19 protein-coding genes are annotated in these 21,056 nt (G+C 66.8%); 14 read left to right on the top strand and 5 right to left on the bottom strand.

Features of this window, described 5'->3' with window-relative positions; translation table 11 throughout:
• Positions 1-58: 58 nt before the first annotated feature.
• From AC4AMJ_RS11045 to holA, 3 genes are read left to right on the top strand one after another with little or no spacing between them, the layout of a single operon-like run.
• Positions 59-1,060: a ComEA family DNA-binding protein gene (locus tag AC4AMJ_RS11045; protein WP_489918053.1), complete on the top strand. Its 1,002-nt coding sequence runs from the start codon at positions 59-61 to the stop codon at positions 1,058-1,060.
• Positions 1,057-2,628 (top strand): ComEC/Rec2 family competence protein, encoded by a 1,572-nt coding sequence (locus AC4AMJ_RS11040; RefSeq protein WP_489896283.1) that lies wholly within the window; start codon positions 1,057-1,059, stop codon positions 2,626-2,628. The genes AC4AMJ_RS11045 and AC4AMJ_RS11040 overlap by 4 nt, the downstream gene beginning before the upstream one ends.
• The gene (gene holA, locus AC4AMJ_RS11035) at positions 2,612-3,589 is read left to right on the top strand and encodes a DNA polymerase III subunit delta (protein ID WP_489918052.1); all 978 of its coding nucleotides are present in this window, start codon (positions 2,612-2,614) and stop codon (positions 3,587-3,589) included. Before AC4AMJ_RS11040 ends, holA begins: the two co-directional genes overlap by 17 nt.
• Before the next feature lie 170 nt (positions 3,590-3,759).
• On the opposite strand, the gene rpsT is transcribed toward holA, so the two are convergent.
• A complete protein-coding gene (rpsT, locus tag AC4AMJ_RS11030) occupies positions 3,760-4,020 on the bottom strand; it encodes a 30S ribosomal protein S20 (protein WP_489896281.1) in 261 nt (86 codons plus the stop codon).
• Between the two features lie 187 nt (positions 4,021-4,207).
• Here rpsT and AC4AMJ_RS11025 point away from each other — a divergent pair, with 187 nt between their 5' ends.
• From AC4AMJ_RS11025 to AC4AMJ_RS11010, 4 genes are all read left to right on the top strand, one after another.
• A complete protein-coding gene (locus AC4AMJ_RS11025; RefSeq protein WP_489918051.1) occupies positions 4,208-5,338 on the top strand; it encodes a sulfotransferase family protein in 1,131 nt (376 codons plus the stop codon).
• A gap of 67 nt (positions 5,339-5,405) precedes the next feature.
• The gene (locus AC4AMJ_RS11020) at positions 5,406-7,235 is read left to right on the top strand and encodes a circularly permuted type 2 ATP-grasp protein (protein WP_489918050.1); all 1,830 of its coding nucleotides are present in this window, start codon (positions 5,406-5,408) and stop codon (positions 7,233-7,235) included.
• Complete coding sequence (locus AC4AMJ_RS11015) at positions 7,232-8,209, top strand: alpha-E domain-containing protein (protein ID WP_489896278.1); 978 nt, start codon at positions 7,232-7,234, stop codon at positions 8,207-8,209. Before AC4AMJ_RS11020 ends, AC4AMJ_RS11015 begins: the two co-directional genes overlap by 4 nt.
• Positions 8,206-9,048 carry a transglutaminase family protein gene (locus AC4AMJ_RS11010; RefSeq protein ID WP_489896277.1) on the top strand — a complete coding sequence of 281 codons (843 nt, stop codon included), beginning with the start codon at positions 8,206-8,208 and terminating at the stop codon, positions 9,046-9,048. The genes AC4AMJ_RS11015 and AC4AMJ_RS11010 overlap by 4 nt, the downstream gene beginning before the upstream one ends.
• A gap of 231 nt (positions 9,049-9,279) precedes the next feature.
• Here the strand turns inward: AC4AMJ_RS11010 and AC4AMJ_RS11005 are convergent, their stop codons facing one another.
• Genes AC4AMJ_RS11005 through AC4AMJ_RS10995 form a run of 3 tightly spaced genes read right to left on the bottom strand, consistent with a single transcriptional unit; the run spans position 9,280 to position 10,542 of the window.
• Positions 9,280-9,699, bottom strand: coding sequence for a type II toxin-antitoxin system PemK/MazF family toxin (locus AC4AMJ_RS11005; protein ID WP_489918049.1), 420 nt, complete (start codon positions 9,697-9,699; stop codon positions 9,280-9,282).
• The gene (locus tag AC4AMJ_RS11000) at positions 9,696-10,361 is read right to left on the bottom strand and encodes an alpha/beta hydrolase family protein (protein ID WP_489918048.1); all 666 of its coding nucleotides are present in this window, start codon (positions 10,359-10,361) and stop codon (positions 9,696-9,698) included. Before AC4AMJ_RS11000 ends, AC4AMJ_RS11005 begins: the two co-directional genes overlap by 4 nt.
• 40 nt (positions 10,362-10,401) lie before the next feature.
• Positions 10,402-10,542, bottom strand: coding sequence for a hypothetical protein (locus tag AC4AMJ_RS10995; RefSeq protein WP_489901081.1), 141 nt, complete (start codon positions 10,540-10,542; stop codon positions 10,402-10,404).
• Between AC4AMJ_RS10995 and lepA the strand changes: the two genes are divergently transcribed.
• The 3 genes from lepA to AC4AMJ_RS10980 all read left to right on the top strand — a co-directional run bounded on the left by lepA (position 10,481) and on the right by AC4AMJ_RS10980 (position 15,422).
• On the top strand, positions 10,481-12,340 hold the full coding sequence (gene lepA / locus AC4AMJ_RS10990) for a translation elongation factor 4 (protein WP_489900964.1): 1,860 nt from the start codon (positions 10,481-10,483) through the stop codon (positions 12,338-12,340). The two genes, AC4AMJ_RS10995 and lepA, sit on opposite strands and share 62 nt — an antisense overlap.
• Before the next feature lie 4 nt (positions 12,341-12,344).
• Entirely contained in the window at positions 12,345-14,381 is a 2,037-nt protein-coding gene (locus AC4AMJ_RS10985; protein ID WP_489918047.1) for a M3 family metallopeptidase, read from the top strand.
• A gap of 132 nt (positions 14,382-14,513) precedes the next feature.
• Positions 14,514-15,422 carry a cation diffusion facilitator family transporter gene (locus tag AC4AMJ_RS10980; RefSeq protein ID WP_489896273.1) on the top strand — a complete coding sequence of 303 codons (909 nt, stop codon included), beginning with the start codon at positions 14,514-14,516 and terminating at the stop codon, positions 15,420-15,422.
• A gap of 142 nt (positions 15,423-15,564) precedes the next feature.
• Here the strand turns inward: AC4AMJ_RS10980 and AC4AMJ_RS10975 are convergent, their stop codons facing one another.
• Complete coding sequence (locus tag AC4AMJ_RS10975) at positions 15,565-17,592, bottom strand: glycoside hydrolase family 15 protein (RefSeq protein ID WP_489896272.1); 2,028 nt, start codon at positions 17,590-17,592, stop codon at positions 15,565-15,567.
• A 128-nt stretch (positions 17,593-17,720) separates the two neighbouring features.
• Here AC4AMJ_RS10975 and AC4AMJ_RS10970 point away from each other — a divergent pair, with 128 nt between their 5' ends.
• The 4 genes from AC4AMJ_RS10970 to cysW all read left to right on the top strand — a co-directional run bounded on the left by AC4AMJ_RS10970 (position 17,721) and on the right by cysW (position 21,056).
• Complete coding sequence (locus AC4AMJ_RS10970; RefSeq protein ID WP_489896271.1) at positions 17,721-17,921, top strand: hypothetical protein; 201 nt, start codon at positions 17,721-17,723, stop codon at positions 17,919-17,921.
• Between the two features lie 296 nt (positions 17,922-18,217).
• Positions 18,218-19,279, top strand: a complete 1,062-nt coding sequence (locus AC4AMJ_RS10965; RefSeq protein ID WP_489900962.1) for a sulfate ABC transporter substrate-binding protein — start codon at positions 18,218-18,220, stop codon at positions 19,277-19,279.
• A complete protein-coding gene (cysT, locus tag AC4AMJ_RS10960) occupies positions 19,276-20,127 on the top strand; it encodes a sulfate ABC transporter permease subunit CysT (RefSeq protein ID WP_489896270.1) in 852 nt (283 codons plus the stop codon). The genes AC4AMJ_RS10965 and cysT overlap by 4 nt, the downstream gene beginning before the upstream one ends.
• Entirely contained in the window at positions 20,124-21,056 is a 933-nt protein-coding gene (gene cysW / locus AC4AMJ_RS10955; RefSeq protein WP_489896269.1) for a sulfate ABC transporter permease subunit CysW, read from the top strand. Before cysT ends, cysW begins: the two co-directional genes overlap by 4 nt.

Here is a 21,056-nt window from a genome sequence, read left to right as displayed (position 1 = left end):
TCGGCGGGATCTCGGGCGACGGCCGAATCGGGCCCCGCGGTCCATACGCTCGACGGGCATGAGCACCTCAGCGCCTCGTCGTGACGGAGCCGGCGTCGACCTCGGTCGCAGGCGGACCGCGCTGGACCGGTTGGCCACCCCGACAGCCCATCCCGAACCACTCGAGGGGCGGCCGGACTCCGAACGAGACGGGCAACCGGCCTCCGCCGTCACGAGTCCGTGGGGTGTGACGGCCGTTCCCACCTGGCTGAACCCATCGGTGCACGATGAGCACCAGGCGGACGATCAGATCACCGACCGGGCGCGGATGAGCGTGGGGGACAGGTTCGGCGAACACGACCCCGACGAGGACGAGGACGATCAACCGCGGCGACGATTCCTGGTCGCACCGCCCGCGGCGATCGCGCTCATCCTGGTCGGCGTCATCGCCTGCGTGGTGGCCGGCATCTCGTTGCTGCGACAGGACTCCCAGACCGCGACGCCGGTCGCATTCGGGGCCCAGGCCGGCCCTACCGCCACGGCCGAATCCGGCATCAGCACGGCCGCGCCCCCGTCCGAGTCCGCCGAACTCGTCGTCAGCGTCGTCGGTCTGGTGCATCGTCCCGGTCTCGTACGACTCGCCGGTTCGGCGCGCGTCGCCGATGCACTGGCCCGGGCCGGCGGGGCCCGGAAGGGTGCTGACCTGCTCTCGCTCAACCTCGCCCAACGTCTGCACGACGGTGATCAGATCTTGGTGGGTTACGTCGGTGACGGTGGACGGATGGCGCTGCGCAGCGCCGTGGTGGGCGCATCCGGCAGTTCCGGGTCGCCGACGTCAGGAGGAATCGGGACCGATCCGACATCGGCCGCCCCCGGCGGTGGCACGGCGGGCAAGGTCGATCTGAACACCGCTACCGAGGAGCAGCTCGATGCTCTACCCGGTGTCGGTCCGGTGACGGCGAAGGCGATCCTCGCGTGGCGTGACGCGCACGGGCGATTCACCTCGGTCGAACAACTCGGTGAGGTCGACGGGATCGGTCCGGCCCGCCTGGCCCGGCTGCGCGATCAGGTCACGGTGTGAGTCGCGGGACGTTGTTGGATGGGATGTTCCCCACCGGCGATTACCGGCTGGTGGGACCGGCTGTGACCACGTGGGCTGTCAGCCTCGTCGTCCTCCTCGGCCCGTCCTGGATCGGCTGGCCGCTGGCTGTCACCGGCGTGGGCGGATGCCTCGCCTGCACAACCGCGGTGCGGTCGGGTCGGGTGTCCTGGTCGGCGGTGTCCGTCGTCGTGGTGGCAAGCGGAATGGCCGCGATGACCGCCGGCGGAATCGCCCTGCGAGTGGAGGCCAGGGCCGAACACCCGCTGTCGCAGGTGGACGGCAAGGTCCGAGTGGCCGGGGTCATCCGGGACGATCCGGTCTCGGTGGGCCCGGCCCGGACCGGGCGAGTCCGTATGGCCGCCGACATCGACGTCGTGGACGGGCGCCGTGCGATCGCGATGCGGGCCGAGCTGACCGCCGCGGCCGACACGTGGTCCGAACTCGTTCCCGGGCAGCGATTCTCGGCGACCGTGCGGGTCGGCCCGCCCCGCCGTGGAGAACTGATCGTCGGTCGGCTGGCCGCGGTGTCGGCTCCACGCCTGACCGGTCGTCCGCCTCCGCATCAGCGACTGGCAGTGGCGATACGGCAACGGCTGCAGGAGGTCTCGGCGCGGGCACTCGGCCCGGAGGCCGCCGGGCTGCTACCCGGCCTGGTTCTCGGCGATACCAGCGCGCTCGATGCGGAAGTACGCAACGACTTCCGGGCCGCAGGTTTGTCGCATCTCGTCGCCGTGTCGGGAAGCAATTTCTCGATCGTCTGTGGCGCCGCGGTCATGGCGGTACGCATGCTCGGGGCATCGCCGCGGGTCACCGCGCTCGCGGGGGCATTGATCGTGGTCGCATTCGTCATCCTGGTGCGGCCGTCACCGAGTGTGCTGCGTGCGGCGATGATGGGGATGGTCGGTCTGCTCGCGTTGGTCAGATCGAGGCGAGCACAGGCGCTGCCGGCGTTGGGTGCCGCGACGATCATCGGTCTGCTGTGCTGGCCCGACATGGCCCTCGCGCCCGGCTTCGCGCTCTCCGTGCTGGCCACCGTCGGTCTGGTGCTGTGGTCGTCGACCCTACGAGACTGGTTGCGCGGTCGACGGATTCCGTCCGGTCTCGCCGAACTCGTCGCGATGGCGCTGGCGGCGCAGTTGGTCACTGCGCCGATCATCGCGTTGATGAGTGGTCGGTTCAGTGTCGCCGGCATCGTGGCCAATGTCCTGGTGGTGCCGGTGGTGGCACTGATCGGCATCGTCGGAACCACTGCAGCGGTCGTCGGGGCGATCGGAGCCCGGCAGGGGATCGGGTCGAGTTGTGCCGAACTCATGATCCGGGCGCTCGGACCCGAACTGTGGTGGATGTTGACCTGCGCCCGGATGCTCGGCGGGCAGTCGTGGGCGACGGTGCCGGTGCCCTCGGGCGTCACGGGCGCGGCCGTCGTCGCCGCGGTGACCATGCTGAGCGTCGTGACAGTCGTGCATGCTCCGCGGCTGTGGCGGGCCGCCCGTCGTGGCGGCCGGATGTCTGTCGGTTCCATCTGGCACGATGGTCGCCGTGACTGAACGCCTGCACCTGCTGCTCGGGGACGACGACTTCCTGACGGGGCGGGTGATCACGGCCATGGTCGCCGAACAGTCGGCCGCCACGAACAGCGACGTCCCGGTCACCCGGGTTCGCGCCGGCGACGTCACCGAACACGAGTTGGCCGAACTGCTCAGTCCGTCGCTGTTCGCCGAGGACCGCGTCGTCGTGGTCGAGTCGGCCGCGGATGCGGGCAAAGAGCCGGCCGCGCTGATCGCGTCGGCGGCGGGAGCGCTGCCGGACGGGATCACCCTGATGGTCGTGCACACCGGCGGAGGCCGTGCGAAGTCGTTGGTACCCGCGCTCAAGAAGTCCGGCGCCGTCGAACACGACTGCGCCGCTCCCAAATGGCCGTCAGAACGTATGGACTTCGTGCGCAAGGAGTTCCGTCTGCTCGGCGCCCGGGTCAGCAACGATGTGGTCGAGCACGTGGTCGAGGGCGTGGGATCAGAGCTACGCGAGTTGGCCGCCGCCTGCAGCCAACTCGTCGCCGACACCGGCGGCAAGGTGACCGTCGATGCCGTCCGCCTCTACTACCAGGGTCGCCCGGAAGTGACCGGGTTCGAGGTCGCGGACAAGGCGGTGACCGGTGACCGGTCCGGCGCTCTGGAATCGTTGGCCTGGGCCGAGCACCACGGCGTGCCTCGGGTGCTGCTCGCCGATGCGCTGGCAGAGGCGGTGCACGGGATCGCGCGAGTGCGCGCGATGGGATCGATGGATCAATACGCGGCGGCCTCCGAACTCGGCATGCCACCGCGGCGGGTGAAGAAGCTGCAGGCGCAGGCCCGTGCGTGGGATTCGGCGTCCATCGCGTCCGCGGTCATCGTGGTGGCGAAACTCAACGGTGACGTGAAAGGGCAGGCCGCCGACGCCGACTTCAGCCTGGAGAACGCGGTGGCGACAGTGGCCGATCTACGTCCGACACGCGATCGACGCGGCTGAGAACTTCCGTCGCCGTCCGGCTGGGCGGTCACGGCGGCCCGGTCGGTCACGGGGAGTCCCGCACGCCCAGACCGGCAGGAGCCGCGTCGACACAGCGCAGCTCACCCCGGTGACAGCGTGGATGTCACCGGGGTGAGTCGAGAAGGATCTGTGCTTCGACCGACGAAGGGTCAGAGCTTGTTGACGGCCAACGCCATGGCCGACTTCTTGTTGGCGGCCTGGTTGGCGTGGATAACGCCCTTGGAGGCGGCCTTGTCGAGCTGCTGCCCGGCGGAACGAGCCAGTTCGGTGGCCTTGTCCTTGTCGCCGGCCTCAGCGGCTTCGCGGAAGCTCCGGATGGCGGTCCGCAGCGACGACTTCACCGACTGGTTGCGCTGACGACGTGCTTCGTTGGTACCGATGCGCTTGATCTGCGACTTGATGTTGGCCACGCGTGTATTCCTCTTGATCTGTAGGTTCTTGCTCGTTCTGGACAGGTCGCGAGCGGCTCGCGCCTGAGCAGGTCGGACGGTCGTTTCGCACGTGTTCACGTCGACGCTGCAACAGCGAACGACTTTACCAGCAGCTGACGATGCGACCCAAATCGCTGCGCCACCTCACACTAGGCTGTCGAACATCATGTCAGTCGTCTTCATACACATCGGCCTACCCAAAACCGGAACGACACACCTCCAGGACCGCCTCTGGCGTAACCGTGACCTGGCATTACAGTCGTCCGGCCTGCTCTATCCGGGCAACCGGATGACCGAACACTTCCATGCCGCGGCGCACCTGCAGCCGGAACGCTACCTGGACTGGGTGAACCCGGATTTCGCCGACGTCTGGCCCAAGCTGGTCGCGCAGATGAAGGCGTGGCCCGGCACGTCGTTGCTGTCGCACGAGCTGTACGCGACGGCCACACCCCGGCACATCGACACGCTGATCAAGGATCTGGCGTTCGCCGACGAGGTTCACGTCATCGCCACCGTCCGCGATCTGGCCCGGCAGTTGCCGTCGGTGTGGCAGGAGAACATCAAGAACCAACGTCGCGCCGACTTCGGCGAGTTCCTCGCCTCGGTCCGCGCCCACGGGCCCGCCGTCGCCGGGTTCGTCCCGCCGACCGACGGCATCGAGGAGCCGTTCTGGGAGTTCCAGGACTATGTCCGCATCCTCGGCGACTGGGCTGCGGCGGTGGGGCCGGAGCGGGTGCATGTGGTGACGGTGCCCAAACAGCGCGACGTGCCGGGCGACTCGATCTGGGACAGATTCCTCCGGGTGCTCGACGTCGACCCGGCCCCGCTCACCCTGGATGTACCCACGCTGAACTCGTCGCTGCCGGCGGCCCAGGCGGAGTACCTGCGATTGCTCAACCATCACCTGCAACCATCCGACATCGAATGGCGCAGGTATGACGGAGTCGTCAAGGGACAGGTGATCCAGATCCTGAAAGAGGCCCGGGGCGTGCCGCTGGGGCTGAGCTCGGATCAGCGCGTCTGGGTGGCACAGACGGCCCAGGACATGGTCGCGGCGGTTCGATCGCAGGGATACCCGGTGACCGGAGACCTCGAGGATCTCGCGGTCAGTACCTCCGCGGGGGCCGACGCCGAGCCGCCGACCATGCAGCATGTGCTCGATGTTGCGGTCGAGACGATGGCGGAGATGGTGAAGGTCGCGCCCATCAACACCGCATCGCCGCGCTGGCGGACCCGTGGGATGAATGTCGTCCGGCGCGCCCGGCGACGAGTGCTGGGATTGCGCCGGTCGATCTGAGGCCGATGACAGGGCGCATACCCAACCGTCATGCCGAATCCAGCTTTTTGTAGCACCATGTCAGGTTATGAGTCCCGCGTCGACGACCTCAGCGTCCAACAAGCGAACAGCAACAAAGGCCGCGACCGCCAAGTCGAACGCGACCGGAACGGCGAAGAGCGGTAAGGCGGCCGGGGGCCGCGGCGACGGCACACGATCCCAATCGGGCAGCAAATCGCGATCGAGGGACACCGCCGCTCCGGCGAAACGTGCCAAGACCGTTGTCCGGGAACCGAAAGCGATCGACAACACCATCTTCGCCGGGTATGGCCAAGGTCCGTATGGCCAGGCTTTCGACGAGATGTTCGACGCCGACGGCGATGTCCGGACCCCGTACCGCGGAATCTACAAGGCGATGTCGGAGTACGACCGTGCCGATCTGGATGTGCGGGTGGACGCGCTCGGTCGCGCCTTCATCGACCAGGGCGTGACGTTCTCGCTGTCGGGCAAGGAGCGTCCGTTCCCCCTCGACGTTGTGCCGCGGGTGATTTCGGCCGGTGAATGGAGCAAGCTCGAGGCCGGCATCACCCAGCGCGTGCAGGCTCTCGAACTCTTTCTGGACGACATCTACGGTGAGCAGGAGATCCTGCGCGACGGCGTCCTGCCCAAGCGGCTGGTCCATTCGTGTGAGCATTTTCACCGGCAGGCGGCAAACATCCGGCCGCCCAACGGAGTCCGTATCCATGTCGCCGGGATCGACCTCATCCGGGACGAGAACGGCGACTTCCGGGTGCTCGAGGACAATCTGAGGTCTCCGTCGGGTGTCTCCTACGTGATGGAGAACCGCCGCACGATGGCACGTGTCTTCCCCGACCTGTTCTCGTCACACCGGGTCCGGGCGGTGGGCGACTACCCGAGTCACCTGCTTCGGGCCCTGCGTGCGTCGGCTGCGTTCAACGAGGCGGACCCGAACATCGTCGTGCTCACACCGGGTGTGGCGAACTCGGCGTACTTCGAGCACTCGCTGCTCGCCCGGCTGATGGGCGTCGAGCTCGTCGAGGGGCGCGACCTGTTCTGCCGGGACAACATCGTCTACATGCGCACCACCGAAGGGGAGCAACGCGTCGACGTCATCTATCGTCGCATCGACGACGACTTCCTCGATCCGATGCAGTTCCGGCCCGACTCGATGCTCGGCGTCGCCGGTCTGCTGAATGCCGCGCGGGCGGGCAACGTCGTCATCTCGAGCGCGGTCGGCAACGGGGTCGGTGACGACAAACTGATCTACACCTACGTGCCGGAGATCATCGAGTACTACCTCGGGGAAAAGCCGTCGCTGATGAACGTCGACACGCTGCGGTGTTGGCTCGACGACGAGTGCGAAGAGGTTCTCGACCGCATCGACGAACTCGTCGTCAAACCCGTCGAGGGTTCCGGCGGATACGGCATCGTGTTCGGCCCGGACGCCACCAAGGCGGAGCTCGACACACTCGCGCGCAAGGTGCGCAACGATCCTCGCGGTTGGATCGCCCAGCCCGTGGTGCAACTGTCCACGGTGCCCACGAAGATCGACGGCGAGGTGCGGCCGCGGCACGTCGACCTCCGACCGTTCGCCGTCAACGACGGCGAGTCGGTCTGGGTGTTGCCCGGCGGCCTCACCCGCGTCGCGCTACCCGAGGGTTCGCTGGTGGTGAACTCGAGTCAGGGCGGCGGCTCCAAGGACACCTGGGTGCTCGCATCTTCCCGGTCGTCGGAGGAACGGGAACTCTCGGGTGCGAAGGTGGTCAACGCGAGCGGCGTGGCCGCGGCCCGGCCGGCGGAGAGCGCCCCGGACCCGTTGCACACGCAGTCCCAGCAACAGCAGCAGGGCCAACAGCAACAGGGACATGGCCCAGACATGCGAGGTGAGCAGCAATGACGCTGGCGCGCAACGCCGAATCGCTCTACTGGATCGGCCGCTACGTCGAGCGGGCCGACGACATGGCACGCATTCTCGACGTGGCGATCCATCAGCTGCTCGAGGACGCGACCGTCGACGTCGATCGACAGGCGCGGCTGGTGATCCAGGTGCTGGGCCTCGAAGCACCCGACGATGACCTCGAACTCGACGTGTGGTCGCTGACCGAACGCGTCGCCTACGACAAGAATTCTGTCGGTTCCATCGTCGACCTCATCCATGCGGCACGCGAGAACGCCCGCGGCGCACGCGAGGTCACCTCGAGCGAGATGTGGGAGTGCCTCAACACCACCTACAACGGGCTGAGCGATGCCGAGCGGCGGGCACGCCGACTCGGACCGCACGAGTTCCTCTCGTATGTGAAGAACCGTGCGGCGATGTTCGCCGGGCTCGCCGATGCGACCCTCAGTCACGACGACGGGTATCGCTACCTGCTGCTCGGACGGTCGGTGGAGCGTGTCGACATGACCATCCGGATGTTGTTGTCCCGTGCGGGCGACCGGGTGACGTCGCCGGCCTGGGTCAGCGTTCTGGTGTCCGCCGGTGCGCAGGACACCTTCCTGCGTACCTACCGCGGCGTCCTCAACGCGGAGAACATCGTCGAGTTCATGCTGCTCGACCGGCTGTTCCCGAGGTCGGTCTTCCACGCGCTGAGCGTGGCGGAGAACAATCTGATCGAGCTCGAGAAAAGGCCGAGTCGCGTCGGTGCCCAGGCTGAGCCGCTGCTGCTCCTCGGTCGGGCCCGGAGCTCGTTGGAGTTCCTCGAGCCGGGCAAACTGCTCGATGACCTGCAGGATCGGCTGATCGACCTCCAGGACACCTGTCGAGAGGTCAACGAGGCCGTCACCGGCCAGTACTTCCACGTGGCGCCCTATGTGTCATGGGCGGATGCCCGGGTCAGTGAGGACCATGTGATCGAGGAGAGTGAGCTGTGAGCTGGCGTCTACGCGTCGTCCATTCCACCGGATTCGCCTACAAGAGTGCGGTGACGTCGTCGTACAACGAGGCCCGGCTCACTCCGCGCAGTGACACTCGGCAGAACGTCATCGTCAACCGGGTGGAGACCGTCCCGGCGACGAGGTCCTACCGATACACCGACTACTGGGGAACCGCGGTCACCGCGTTCGACCTTCATGCGCCGCATGAAGAACTCGAGGTGTCGGGAATGTCGGTCGTCGAGACCGAGGCCGGCGGACGGCCCGATGAGCAGCGCACATGGGACGAGATGCGCAGTGACTATGTGCACGACCGCTACGACGAGATGCTCTCCTACACCACCTATGTGTGCAAGAACCGCCAACTCGCCTCGGCGGCAAACCGGTTGGCGAAGGGACTCGAACCCGAGGCGGCCGTCGAGGCGGTGTGCCGATACGTACACGAGGAGATGGAGTACGTGCCGGGGACGACAGGCGTGCACACCACCGCCGTCGACGCCTGGAACGAGCGCAAGGGTGTGTGCCAGGACTACGCGCACCTGACTCTGCTGATGTTGCGCAGTCTGGGGATCCCGGCACGCTATGTCTCCGGCTATCTGCATCCGAAACCGAATGCTGCGATCGACAAGACCGTCGAGGGCCAGAGCCACGCCTGGATCGAGGCCTGGACCGGCGGTTGGTGGGGGTACGACCCCACCAACGACACCCCGATCACCGAGCAACACGTCTCGGTCGGCGTCGGACGTGACTACGCGGATGTGTCACCGCTCAAGGGCATCTACACAGGTGGTGGCGCAACAGATCTCGATGTGGTGGTGGAGATCACGCGGCTGGCGTGACGACGCGGTCGGCGCCGTGGCGGCCGCTCGGGTGAGCAGCTCTCTGGTCGATCGCGGCGCCGACGGCACCCCACCCCTCGCTGACCGAGTAGGTGATGCCACCCGGCCTGGCCAGGGGATGCCGCCTTGCCTCGCTGATCGAGTAGCTCCCTGGTCGATCGCGGCGCCGACGGCACCCCACCCCTCGCTGATCGAGTCGGGGACGAGCGGCGGCGAGGAGCCGTATCGAGATCACCGCCACCCGAAGTCGGTCCGTAACCGCATCGCCACGATCTCGAACCGGTCGACGTCGAGGATCGCGCCCTCGCGCCGGATACCGTGCTCGGCCACCATCAGGACGCGGTCGAGCCGGACGAAGCTCTCGCGGCGCCATGCGTCCCAGACACCGGTGCCCAGCGAGATCCAATCCGGGTCGTCGCGGTGCCAGTCCTTGCTGGAGAGCATGAGCCCCAACAGGTGGGACCTGTCGGTGTCGTCCACATCGCGGCCGACCACCAGAACTGGCCGGTCCTTGCCCCTGGCCGCATCATCCTCGAACACGACCCAGGTCCAGACGATCTCACCGGGATCGGCGGCGCCGTCGAGGTCGGGGGCGTAGACGATCTGTCGGGCATACCGGTGGGTCGGGTGTCCCGGGCCGATGGTGGTCACGACGCGGCCGGCCCGAAGAACAGCTCCATGACCGCGTCCGCGGTCAGTGCCGCGGTCGGCTTGCGGTCCGGGTTCAGGTTGTGGCCGACCTTCTCCATCTCGACGACCCGGGTGGGTGCCGGGATCAGCGCGACCGCCGCCGTGAGTTCGTCGGTGGTCGCGAACGGGTCGGTGCTGCCGTGCACGATCACCGTCGGCACACCGATCGACGGGAGATGCTCGGTCCGCAACCGGTCGGGCTTGCCCGGCGGGTGCAACGGATACGACGTCAGCAGCAGGCCGTCGGCCAGTTCGGGCTTCTCGGCGACCGTCATCGACGCCTGCCGACCACCGTAGGAGTGTCCACCGACGATGAGAGGTCCGCCGGACTCGTTCCGGAAGAGAGCACAGGCGGCTTCGATGCCGGCCCGGTCGGCCGCGGCGGTGGACGGGCTCGGCGGGCCCTTCGGGCGTCGCTGGCGGTAGGGCAGGTCGATGCGGGCCACCACCAGCCCGCGCGAGCAGAGTTCGTCGGCGACGGCACGCAGGATCACCGCGTGCCGATTGCCGCCCGCGCCGTGGGCGAGGACCGCCACACCGATGCTTGCGCCCGATGGCCGGGACACCTCGGCGATCACGCCGTCGGAGTCGTATGACGTCGTTTCCGGGGTCGTCGAGGTCATGCACACACGGTAGCGGCGAGCGTGGGCGACGACACCACGGTCAGACATGAGAAACTGGTGGGGAGTTGCGGTCGAACGGCCGTACGACATCGCCATGCACGTTTGCAAGGAGCAGTTCGATTTCGACCTTCGCCGACACCACCTTCACCGACCCCGCGCGGATCCGGAACTTCTGCATCATCGCCCACATCGACCACGGAAAGTCCACCCTGGCCGATCGGATGTTGCAGCTCACGGGCGTGGTCGAGGAACGACAGATGCGTGCGCAGTACCTCGACCGGATGGACATCGAGCGCGAACGTGGCATCACCATCAAGGCACAGAACGTGCGGTTGCCGTGGCATGTCACCGACGCCGACGGCGTCACCACCGACTACGTGATGCATCTCATCGACACCCCCGGCCACGTCGACTTCACATATGAGGTGTCCCGCGCGCTCGAGGCCTGCGAGGGTGCGGTTCTGCTGGTCGACGCCGCGCAGGGAATCGAGGCGCAGACCCTCGCCAATCTCTACCTGGCGATGGAGAACGACCTCACGATCATCCCGGTCCTGAACAAGATCGACCTCCCGGCGGCCGACCCCGACCGCTACGCGGCGGAGATCGCCCACATCATCGGATGCGAACCCGACGACGTTCTGCGGGTCTCCGGCAAGACCGGCGAGGGGGTCGGGGCGCTGCTCGATCAGGTGGTCCGGCAGATACCCGCACCCGAGGGTGATGCCGACGCGCCCGCCCGCGCCATGATCTTCGACTCGGTGTACGACACCTACCGCGGTGTCGTCACCTATGTGCGTGTCGTCGACGGCCGTGTCGTGCCGCGCGAGAAGGTCCTGATGATGTCGACCGGCGCCACCCACGAGTTGCTCGAGGTGGGCATCGTGTCGCCGGAGCCCAAGGCGACGAAAGGCCTCGGGGTGGGTGAGGTGGGCTACCTCATCACCGGTGTCAAGGATGTCCGGCAATCGAAGGTCGGTGACACCGTCACCACCGCCCGCAACGGCGCCGAGCAGGCGCTCACCGGGTACCGCGAACCCCGGCCGATGGTCTACTCGGGTCTGTATCCGGTGGACGGATCGGACTATCCGGTGCTGCGCGAGGCCCTCGACAAGCTCCAGCTCAACGACGCCGCGCTCACCTATGAGCCCGAGACGTCGGTGGCCCTGGGCTTCGGCTTCCGCTGTGGCTTCCTCGGGCTGCTGCACATGGAGATCACCCGCGAGCGGCTCGAACGCGAGTTCAACCTGGATCTGATCTCCACGGCGCCCAACGTCGTCTACCGGGTGGTGATGGAGGACGGCGCCGAACACACCGTGACGAATCCGTCGGACTGGCCCGACGGCAAGGCCCGCCACATCTACGAGCCGGTGGTGAAGACCACGGTCATCGCCCCGAGCGAGTTCATCGGCGCGATCATGGAGCTGTGTCAGTCGCGCCGCGGTGAACTCGGCGGCATGGACTACCTGTCCGAGACACGCGTCGAGCTGCGCTACACCCTTCCGATGGCCGAGATCATCTTCGACTTCTTCGACGCCCTCAAGTCCCGAACCCGCGGGTACGCGAGCCTCGACTACGAGGAGGCCGGCGAGCAGGAGGCCGATCTGGTCAAGGTGGACATCCTGCTGCAGGGCGAGGCGGTCGACGCGTTCAGCGCCATCGTCCACCGCGAGGCGGCATACGCCTACGGCAACAAGATGGCCACCAAGCTCAAGGAATTGATTCCCCGCCAACAGTTCGAGGTGCCCGTGCAGGCGGCGATCGGGTCGAAGATCATTGCGCGCGAGAACATCCGGGCGATCCGCAAGGACGTGCTCGCCAAATGCTACGGCGGCGACATCAGCCGTAAGCGAAAACTGCTGGAGAAGCAGAAAGAGGGCAAGAAGCGGATGAAGACGATCGGCCGGGTCGAGGTCCCGCAGGAGGCGTTCGTCGCCGCTCTGTCCACCGACGCCGCGGGAGACAAACCGAAGGGGAAATAGACCGTTGGACAACAGCCGCACCGCCAATCCGGTTCTGGTCCAGAGCACGCTGCCACACGGCCTGCCCGATTTCGCCTCGATCAGCGACGACGACTTCCTGCCGGCGTTCGCCGACGCGATGGCCGCGCAGCTGGCAGAGGTCGAGGTGATCGCCACCGATCCGCGTGCGGCGACGTTCGCCAACACGATCGAGGCGCTCGAACTCTCGGGCCGGGACGTCGCGCGCGCGAGCGGCGTCTTCTTCAATCTCGTCGGGCCGGACACCAATCCGCAGCGCAACGACATCTCCCAGAAGTTGTCCACCCTGCTCACCGAGCACGCCAACACCATTGCCATGGACGAGCGGCTCTACGCCCGCATCGTGGATCTGTACGACCGTACGGACGAACTCGACCTCACCGAGGCGCAGCAGCGGCTCCTGGCCAAGCGATACCGCGAATCGATCCGCGCCGGGGCCGGCCTCGGTCCGGACGACCAGGCGCAGATGCGTCAGATCTCCTCGCGGCTGGCCTATCTCACGACCACGTTCTCGCAGAAGATCCTCGACGACACCAACGCCTCGGCGGTTCTCGTCGACGACGCGGCCGACCTCGACGGGTTGTCGCCGGGCGAGATCGCGGGCGCCCGTCGTGCCGCGGCCGACGCCGGTCACGACACCGGGTATCTGATCACCCTGGAACTGCCGACGAGCCAGTCCGTGCTGAGGTCACTGACGAATCGCGATGTGCGACAGAAGGTGTTCGAGGCCTCGGTCAACCGATGTGCCCGGGGCAGCGAGCACGACACACGAGAGTTGGTCCTCGAGATCGTCGCGCTACGGGCGAAACGCGCGCGGATACTCGGCTACACCGACCACGCCGAATACGTCATCGCCGAGGAGACGGCGCCAGATCCCGCGGCCGTCCTCGAATTGCTCGGCGAGCTGACCGAATCCGCGCTTCGCGCCGGTGGGCGGGAACTCACCCGGCTGTCCGCGCTGGCCGACGAGGAGATCGGTCCCGCCGACCTCACCTATTGGCTGGAGCGCGAGAAGCGGGCGACATCGGCTGTGCCGCTTGACGATTTCGCGAACTATTGCGAGCTCGACAACGTCCTGGAGCACGGCGTGTTCCATGCCGCCGAGAAGTTGTACGGCCTGCGGTTCACCCGCCGGCACGACCTGGCCGGCTACCACCCCGACGTCCGGGTGTGGGAGGTGAGAAACGACAGCGGGCGCAGCATCGGATTGTTCCTCGGTGACTACTACGCGCGGCCGTCGAAACGCGGTGGGGCCTGGATGAACAACATCGTCGATCAGTCGAATGTGCTGGCCACGACGCCCATCGTGGTGAACGTCCTCAACCTCACCAAGCCCGAGGACGGCAAGCCGTGTCTGCTCACGATGGACCAGTTGACCACGCTGTTCCACGAGTTCGGCCATGCGCTGCACGGATTGCTCTCGGCGGTGGACTATCCCTCCCAATCGGGCACCTCGGTGCCGCGCGACTTCGTCGAGTTCCCCTCACAGGTCAACGAGATGTGGGCGTTGCACCCGTCGGTGTTGTCGAACTATGCGCGCCACCACGAGACGGGCGAGATGATCCCCGCCGAACTGGCCGACGCCGCTCGCGCCTCGGCGAACACCGAGACCGCCCACGCCACCATCGAATACCTCGCCGCGGCCGTGCTCGATCTCGCCTGGCATCGCATCACGGCCGACGACACCGTGGGTGACGTCGAGGCATTCGAGGCCGACGCGTTGCGATCGGCCGGATTCGTCGGCGACCTCATCCCGCCGCGCTACCGGAGTGCGTACTTCAACCACATCTTCGGCGGCGGATACTCCGCCGGCTACTACTCCTACATCTGGTCGGAGGTCCTCGACGCCGAGACCGAGCAGTGGTTCATCGCCGAGGGCGGGTTGCGTCGACGCAACGGGCAGCGGTTCGCCGATGCCACCCTGTCACGGGGTGACAGCGCGGATCCGCTCGTCGCCCACCGGGAACTGATCGGTCGGGACCCGGAGATCGGGCCGTTGCTGGTGCGACGCGGGTTGGGGTGAGCTGATGACCGCCGCTGAAATCCGCCCTCGAGCGGGCCGACGTCGGCGATGCGCCGACAGCACCCCGCTGACGGGTGGTTTTCCGTTGGAGGCGTTCGGCTCTGCGGTCGGTGCGGGACCGATGATCGATCGATGACCGCCCGCGACACGCGCGGTGACCTGTCGCGCTTCGCGCTCCTGAGTATCGGGGCGGCGATCCTCACGATCGCTCTGAAGACCTTCGCCTGGTTGCTCACCGGTTCGGTGGGACTGTTGTCCGATGCCGCCGAGTCCCTGGTGAATCTCGTCGCCGCGATCGGTGCCTTCGTCGCCTTGCGGGTCGCCGCGCGGCCCGCCGATGCCGGACACAATTTCGGTCATACGAAGGCCGAGTACTTCTCGGCGGTGGCCGAGGGCGCGATGATCATCGTCGCCGCGGGGGCCATTCTTCTCGCTGCGATCGACCGGCTGCTGCACCCGTCCGAATTGCAGTCCGTGGGAGTGGGACTCGCCATCTCGGTCGTCGCGACGGCCATCAACGGAGCGGTGGCGGTGATCCTGCTCCGAGCCGGACGACGACACCGGTCGCTCACACTGGAGGCCGATGGGAAGCACCTGATGACCGATGTGTGGACCACCGCCGGCGTCGTGGTCGGCGTGCTGCTGGTCGCGGTCACGGGCTGGTTGCCGCTCGACCCGCTCATCGCCATCGCAGTGGCGATCAACATCCTGGTGGTCGGTGGCCGGCTGATCTGGCGTTCGGCCGCCGGCATGATGGATGCGGCGCTCCCGGCCGACGACAGGGCCCGGATCGATGCGGCGCTGGCCGAGTATCGCGACCGCGGGGCCGACTTCCACGACATCCGGACCCGCGAGGCCGGCCATCGACGATTCGTCCAGATGCACATGCTGGTTCCCGGCGATTGGACGGTGCAGCGCGCCCACGATGTCGTGGAGGAGGTCGAGACCGACCTGCGCGCGGCACTCACCCACCTCGACGTCACGATCCACGTCGAACCGATCGACGATCCGCGGGCGTATGAACCGTGGCGGCTCGACTAGCGGTCGAGATACGCCACCCGATCTCGGGTTGTGCGAGTCCGATCGGTTCTGTCGCGGCGATCTCGGGTTCTGTCGACGCGATCTCGGGTTCTGTCGACGCGATTGCGGGTTCTGTCGGCGGATTTCGGGGTTCTGTCGCGGGTCAGTGGTGTGCGGGCTGGAACGTCCCGTGGCTCGCGGCCTCCTCGGCCCGGATCACGTGCATGACGGCGTTGATGAGCGCGAGGTGGGTGAACGCCTGCGGGAAGTTCCCCAGGTGTTGCCCGGTGTTCGCGTCGATCTCCTCGGCGTACAGCTTGAGCGGACTCGAATACGACAACAGCCTCTCGCACAGGGCCTTTGCGCGCGGCAGCTCGCCGATCTCCACCAGCGCCGACACGAGCCAGAACGAGCAGATGGTGAAGGTGCCCTCCTCGCCGGTGAGTCCGTCGTCGGTCTCCTCGACGCGGTACCGCAGGACCAACCCGTTCTCGGTCAGTTCGTCGGCGATCGCGAGCACGGTGTTGCGGACCCGATAGTCGTCCGACGGCAGGAATCGCAGCAGCGGGACCAGGAGAAGCGAGGCGTCGAGGGCGTCGTCGCCGTAGCGCTGGGTGAACACACCCTTCACGTTGACGCCGTGTTCGAGGATGTCCTCCCGGATCTCGTCGGCGATCCCCGCCCAGGTCTTCGCATACGACTTCTCGCCGTGCAGCGCCGCCAGACGCGAGCCGCGATCGAGTGCGACCCAGCACATGACCTTCGACGACGTGAAGTGCTGCGGCTCGCCCCGAACCTCCCAGATGCCGCGATCGGGCTTGCGCCAGTTCTTCACCGCCTCCTCGACCTGCGCCTTGAGTACGGGCCAGAGCGTTTCGGGTACTGCCTCGGTCGACTTGGTGTTGAGGTAGACCGAGTCGAGCATGGTGCCCCAGATGTCGTGCTGGGCCTGGTTGTAGGCCCCGTTGCCGATACGAACGGGACGGGCACCGTCGTAACCGGACAGATGGTGGAGTTCTTCCTCCTCGAGGGTGCGTTCGCCGCCGACGCCGTACATCACCTGCAGCGGGTGGTGCTCGGAGTTCGTGATACCCGACACGTCGGCGATGAAGGAGAAGAAGTCGTCGGCCTCGCGGTCGAGACCCAGCGTGTACAGACCCCAGAGAGCGAACGTCGAGTCGCGCACCCACGCATACCGGTAGTCCCAGTTGCGTTCGCCGCCGGGGGTTTCCGGTAGGGACGTGGTCGCCGCGGCGAGCAGCGCGCCGGTGGGGGAGTAGGTCAGGCCCTTCAGGGTGAGTGCCGAGCGCTGCAGATGTGTGCGCCACGGGTGATCGGGGAACGTGCCCGCGTTGATCCACTGTCGCCAGCATTCCGAGGTCGACCACATCTTCTGCGCGGCCTCCTCGAAATTCTGCGGAGCAGGCTGCCGCGACCAGGACAGGGCCACGAAGCGATTGTCACCCTCGACGAGTCGTGTTCGGGCCCGGGCCTCACGGCCCTCGAGGCCGAGCCGCAGATCCGTCGTCAGTTTCAGGGTGGGGCCCGGTGTGGTGGTCCCGGTCGCCGTGGCGATCGCCTCACCGTACGCGGGGCCCGAATACTCCCAGGCGGTGTTCGCACGGTGGTAGTCGAAAGCAGGTTCACAACTCACCGAGAGTTCCACGGTGCCGGAGACACACCGCACCGTCCGCAAAAGGATGTGCTCGGCATCCCAGTCGGTGGGGGTCCGGCGGTGCGTGGTGGACCGTCGCTCGTTGTCGTGCCACGGACCCATCACCAGCGCATCACGGACCACGATCCATCCGGTGTCGGTCTGCCAGGTGGTCTCCACCATCAGGCTGCCGGGCAGATACCGACGGTCGACCGGCACGTTCACCCCATAGGGAGCCAGTCGGAAGTGTCCGGCGGTGCGGTCGAGGATGGCTCCGAACACACTCGGGGAATCGGGCCGCGGCACACACATCCATTCCACCGACCCGTTGCGGGCGATCAGACAGTTGGTCTCGGTGTCGGACAGGAACGCGTAGTCACCGATCGGCGGGAAGGCATTGTGGCTCGGCGTCGCGGGCGAGAACGCCTTGGCCTCGGGGTCGACGTCGGTGGCGTCCTGCGGCCCGTCGGACATGTCGGGTTCGTCGACGGTGCCGACGGGTAGCGCAGTGACGGCAGCGTCTTCCGGAGGAGTCATGGCTATATCATTGCGAGCGGCCCCGGTTGCCGCCACTCGGCCGTGAGCGGGCCGGCCGACATTAAATTCATCCTGAGTCAAACCCGAGACGATGTCCGATTCGGGTGAAGGGTGGGAATGAGGTGAACATGACATCGCTGGCCAACTGGTGGGATGGCGTCGAGGAATGGTTGACGGGTCTGTCATTCGTCCCGCAGCTGCTCGTGACACTCGTCGTGGTCATCCCGTTCGCTGTTCTCGTGGCCATGCTCCTCAATGTGCTGGTGGATACGGTGTCGGCCCTCGTCGACCGCCGCCGCTTCGCCGACGACGACGGCACGGGGTTGTAGCCGATGATCCGATCCAGAGTGACCCTCGCTCTCATCGCACTGATCCTGCTCGTCCTGCTCGCCTGGGTGCTCACGCGCTAGCACGGCGGACGGCCCGGGCCCAAATCAGTGCTCTGACGTGCGCATGCACCCCCTGAGCACGTTGCTAGCGTTTATGCGTCCAGGTGAATACGGAGTGAAGATCGGCAACGACTCCACTGCGCGGCCCGGGCGGAATGGGTGCGAAGCCGGGAGGATGCGTGACGAGATTCGTGATGGGGTGCAGGTGGCGGGCCGCGGCTGGTGCGGCGATCGCCATGATGATGGTCACGTGTGTGACGGCGTGCGGTGCCGGCTCGACCGATGAGCCCGGCGGCGCCGACATCTCCAGCGGCAGCCGGCACCTGAATCTGGTCGCCTACGCGGTTCCCAAGCCGGGGTACGACGTCGTCATCCCTGCGTTCCGCGACACCGAGGCAGGCCATGACATCGGCTTCTCACAGTCCTACGGCGCGTCCGGCGACCAATCGCGCAAGGTGGCCCGCCGGGTTCCCGCCGACGTCGTCAACTTCTCGGTGGAACCCGACATCACCCGCCTGGTGAAAGAGGGCGTGGTCGACGAGGACTGGAAGAAGCAGGCACCCGACAACAGCACCCCGTTCGGTTCTGTGGTGGCGCTGGTGGTGCGCAAGGGCAACCCGAAGCACATCCATGACTGGGATGACCTGCTCAAGCCGGGCGTCCAGGTGGTCACCCCCAACCCCGGTAGTTCCGGCTCCGCGAAATGGAACCTTCTCGCGCCCTACGCCGCCAAGAGCAATGGTGGCCGCGACTCGCAGGCGGGATTGGACTACGTCAGCGAACTGGTGCGCGACCACGTCACGGTGGTGCCAAAATCCGGCCGCGAGGCCACCACGGCCTTCGAACAGGGCCAGGGCGACGTGCTGATCAGCTACGAGAACGAGGCGATCATGCTGGATCGGGCCAACGCGAGTTCGCCCGCCGACCAGCAGGTCGAGTATCTGATCCCGCCGCAGACGTTCAAGATCGAGAACCCGGTCGCGGTGGTCAACACCTCCACGGACAAGGCGGCGGCGCGATCCTTCGTCGAGTACCTCTTCACACCCGAAGCGCAGAAGCTATGGGCCGAGCAGGGTTTTCGGCCGGTCGTGCCGGAGGTGATCGCCGAGACATCGAATCTCTTCCCGGGCCACATCGCGAAGCTCTGGACCATCAAGGAATTGGGCGCGGTGCTCGGTGAGGGCACCGCGGCCGACAACGACGGCAAGGATCTGACGGGCTGGAAGGCGGTCGACAGCGCGCTCTTCGGTTCGAAGGGCGCGATCACCGAGATCTACAACGCAGGAGGGCGGCAATGAGTACCCAGGTGGCCGACACGGCCCCACCGGGCGGATTCCTCGGCCGGTCACGGACGTTCACCGGTGTGTCCCCGCTCGGCGTCGGTGTCGCGTGGCTGTGGCTCAGCGTGATCGTGCTGCTGCCCCTGGCCGCGATCACGGTGCAGTCGTTCACGGACGGCTGGAGCGGATTCTGGGCCGCGATCACCGACCCGAATGCACTGGACGCGCTGTGGATCACAGTTCTCGTGTCGGTGGTCGCCGCACTCATCAACGTCGTGTTCGGAACGCTGATCGCCTGGGTACTGGTGCGCGATGATTTCCGCGGCAAGGGTTTTGTGAACGCGATCATCGACCTGCCGTTCGCGTTGCCGACGATCGTCGCCAGCCTCGTGCTGCTCTCGCTGTACGGGCCGAACAGCCCGATCGACATTCAGCTCAACGCGACCAAGCCGGCCCTGGTGATCGCGTTGACGTTCGTGACCCTGCCGTTCGTCGTCCGGCAGGTGCAGCCGGTGCTGATCGAACTCGACACCGACGTCGAGGAGGCCGCCGCCGTGCTCGGTGCCGGGAACTGGCTGATCTGGACGAAGATCGTGCTGCCCGCGCTGCTCCCGGCAATCCTCACCGGCGCCGGACTGGCCTTCACGCGTGCCATCGGGGAGTTCGGTTCGGTCGTGCTGATCGGCGGAAACATACCCGGCGACACACAGGTGGCGTCGCAGTACATCCAACAGCAGATCGAGGTCGACGAACCGGTCAACGCGGCGGCCATCTCGGTGATGTTGTTGCTCATCGCCTTCGTCGCCCTGTTCATCCTGCGGTTCGTCGGCCGACGGCAGTCGGTGCGAGAGGAGCGCGACCAGTGAAACTCTCACCGATCACCCGGTACGGGCTGCGGACCGTTGCGCTCGTCTACCTCTTCATCCTGCTGGTGGTGCCGGTGGGCCTGATCTTCTGGCGTTCGTTCGAGCACGGCATCGGACAGTTCTGGGAATGGATCACCACCCCGGCCGCGATCGCCGCCCTGCAGCTCAGCCTGCTGATCGTGGTGATCGTGGTGCCGCTCAACGTCATCTTCGGCGTGGCAACCGCCCTCGCCCTGGTCCGGGGACGCTTCCCCGGCAAGGGTTTCCTGCAGGCCGTCGTCGACCTACCCTTTGCCGTGTCGCCGGTGGTGGCGGGTGTCGCGCTCATCCTGCTCTGGGGGCACGGCGGCTGGTTCGGCGGTGTGGAGAGTCTGGGATTCCGTGTCATCTTCGGTTTCCCGGGCCTGGTGCTGGCCACCCTGTTCGTCACCTTGCCGTTCGTCGTGCGCGAGGTGGAACCGGTGCTCCGCGAGATCGGGACGGAACAGGAACAGGCTGCGGCGACCCTCGGAGCCAGTGGCTGGCAGACGTTCTCACGGATCACACTGCCGGCGATCCAATGGGGTCTGACCTACGGAATCGTCCTGACGGTCGCCCGCGCGCTCGGTGAGTACGGCGCCGTGACGATGGTCTCGTCGAACTTCCCGGGCATCTCCCAGACCCTCACACTGTTGGTCAACTCGCGCTACACCGACGACTACAACGAGTTCGGAGCCTACGCCGCGGCGACATTGCTGATGATGGTGGCGATCGGTGTCCTGGTGGCGATGACACTGATCGAGCGTCGGGCGAAGGGGCGGTATGCGGCGGCGAGCGAGACGCTCGCCGTGAGTACCGAATCGCAGGACACCGAATCGGATCTGACCCCACCCCACGGCCCCGAATCCATCGATGCCCGGCAGATCGTGCACCACAAGGAAGGCGTGTGA

It is taken from the genome of Gordonia sp. LMA484 (assembly GCF_058129505.1).
This window is presented reverse-complemented; position numbering and strand designations above follow the sequence as displayed.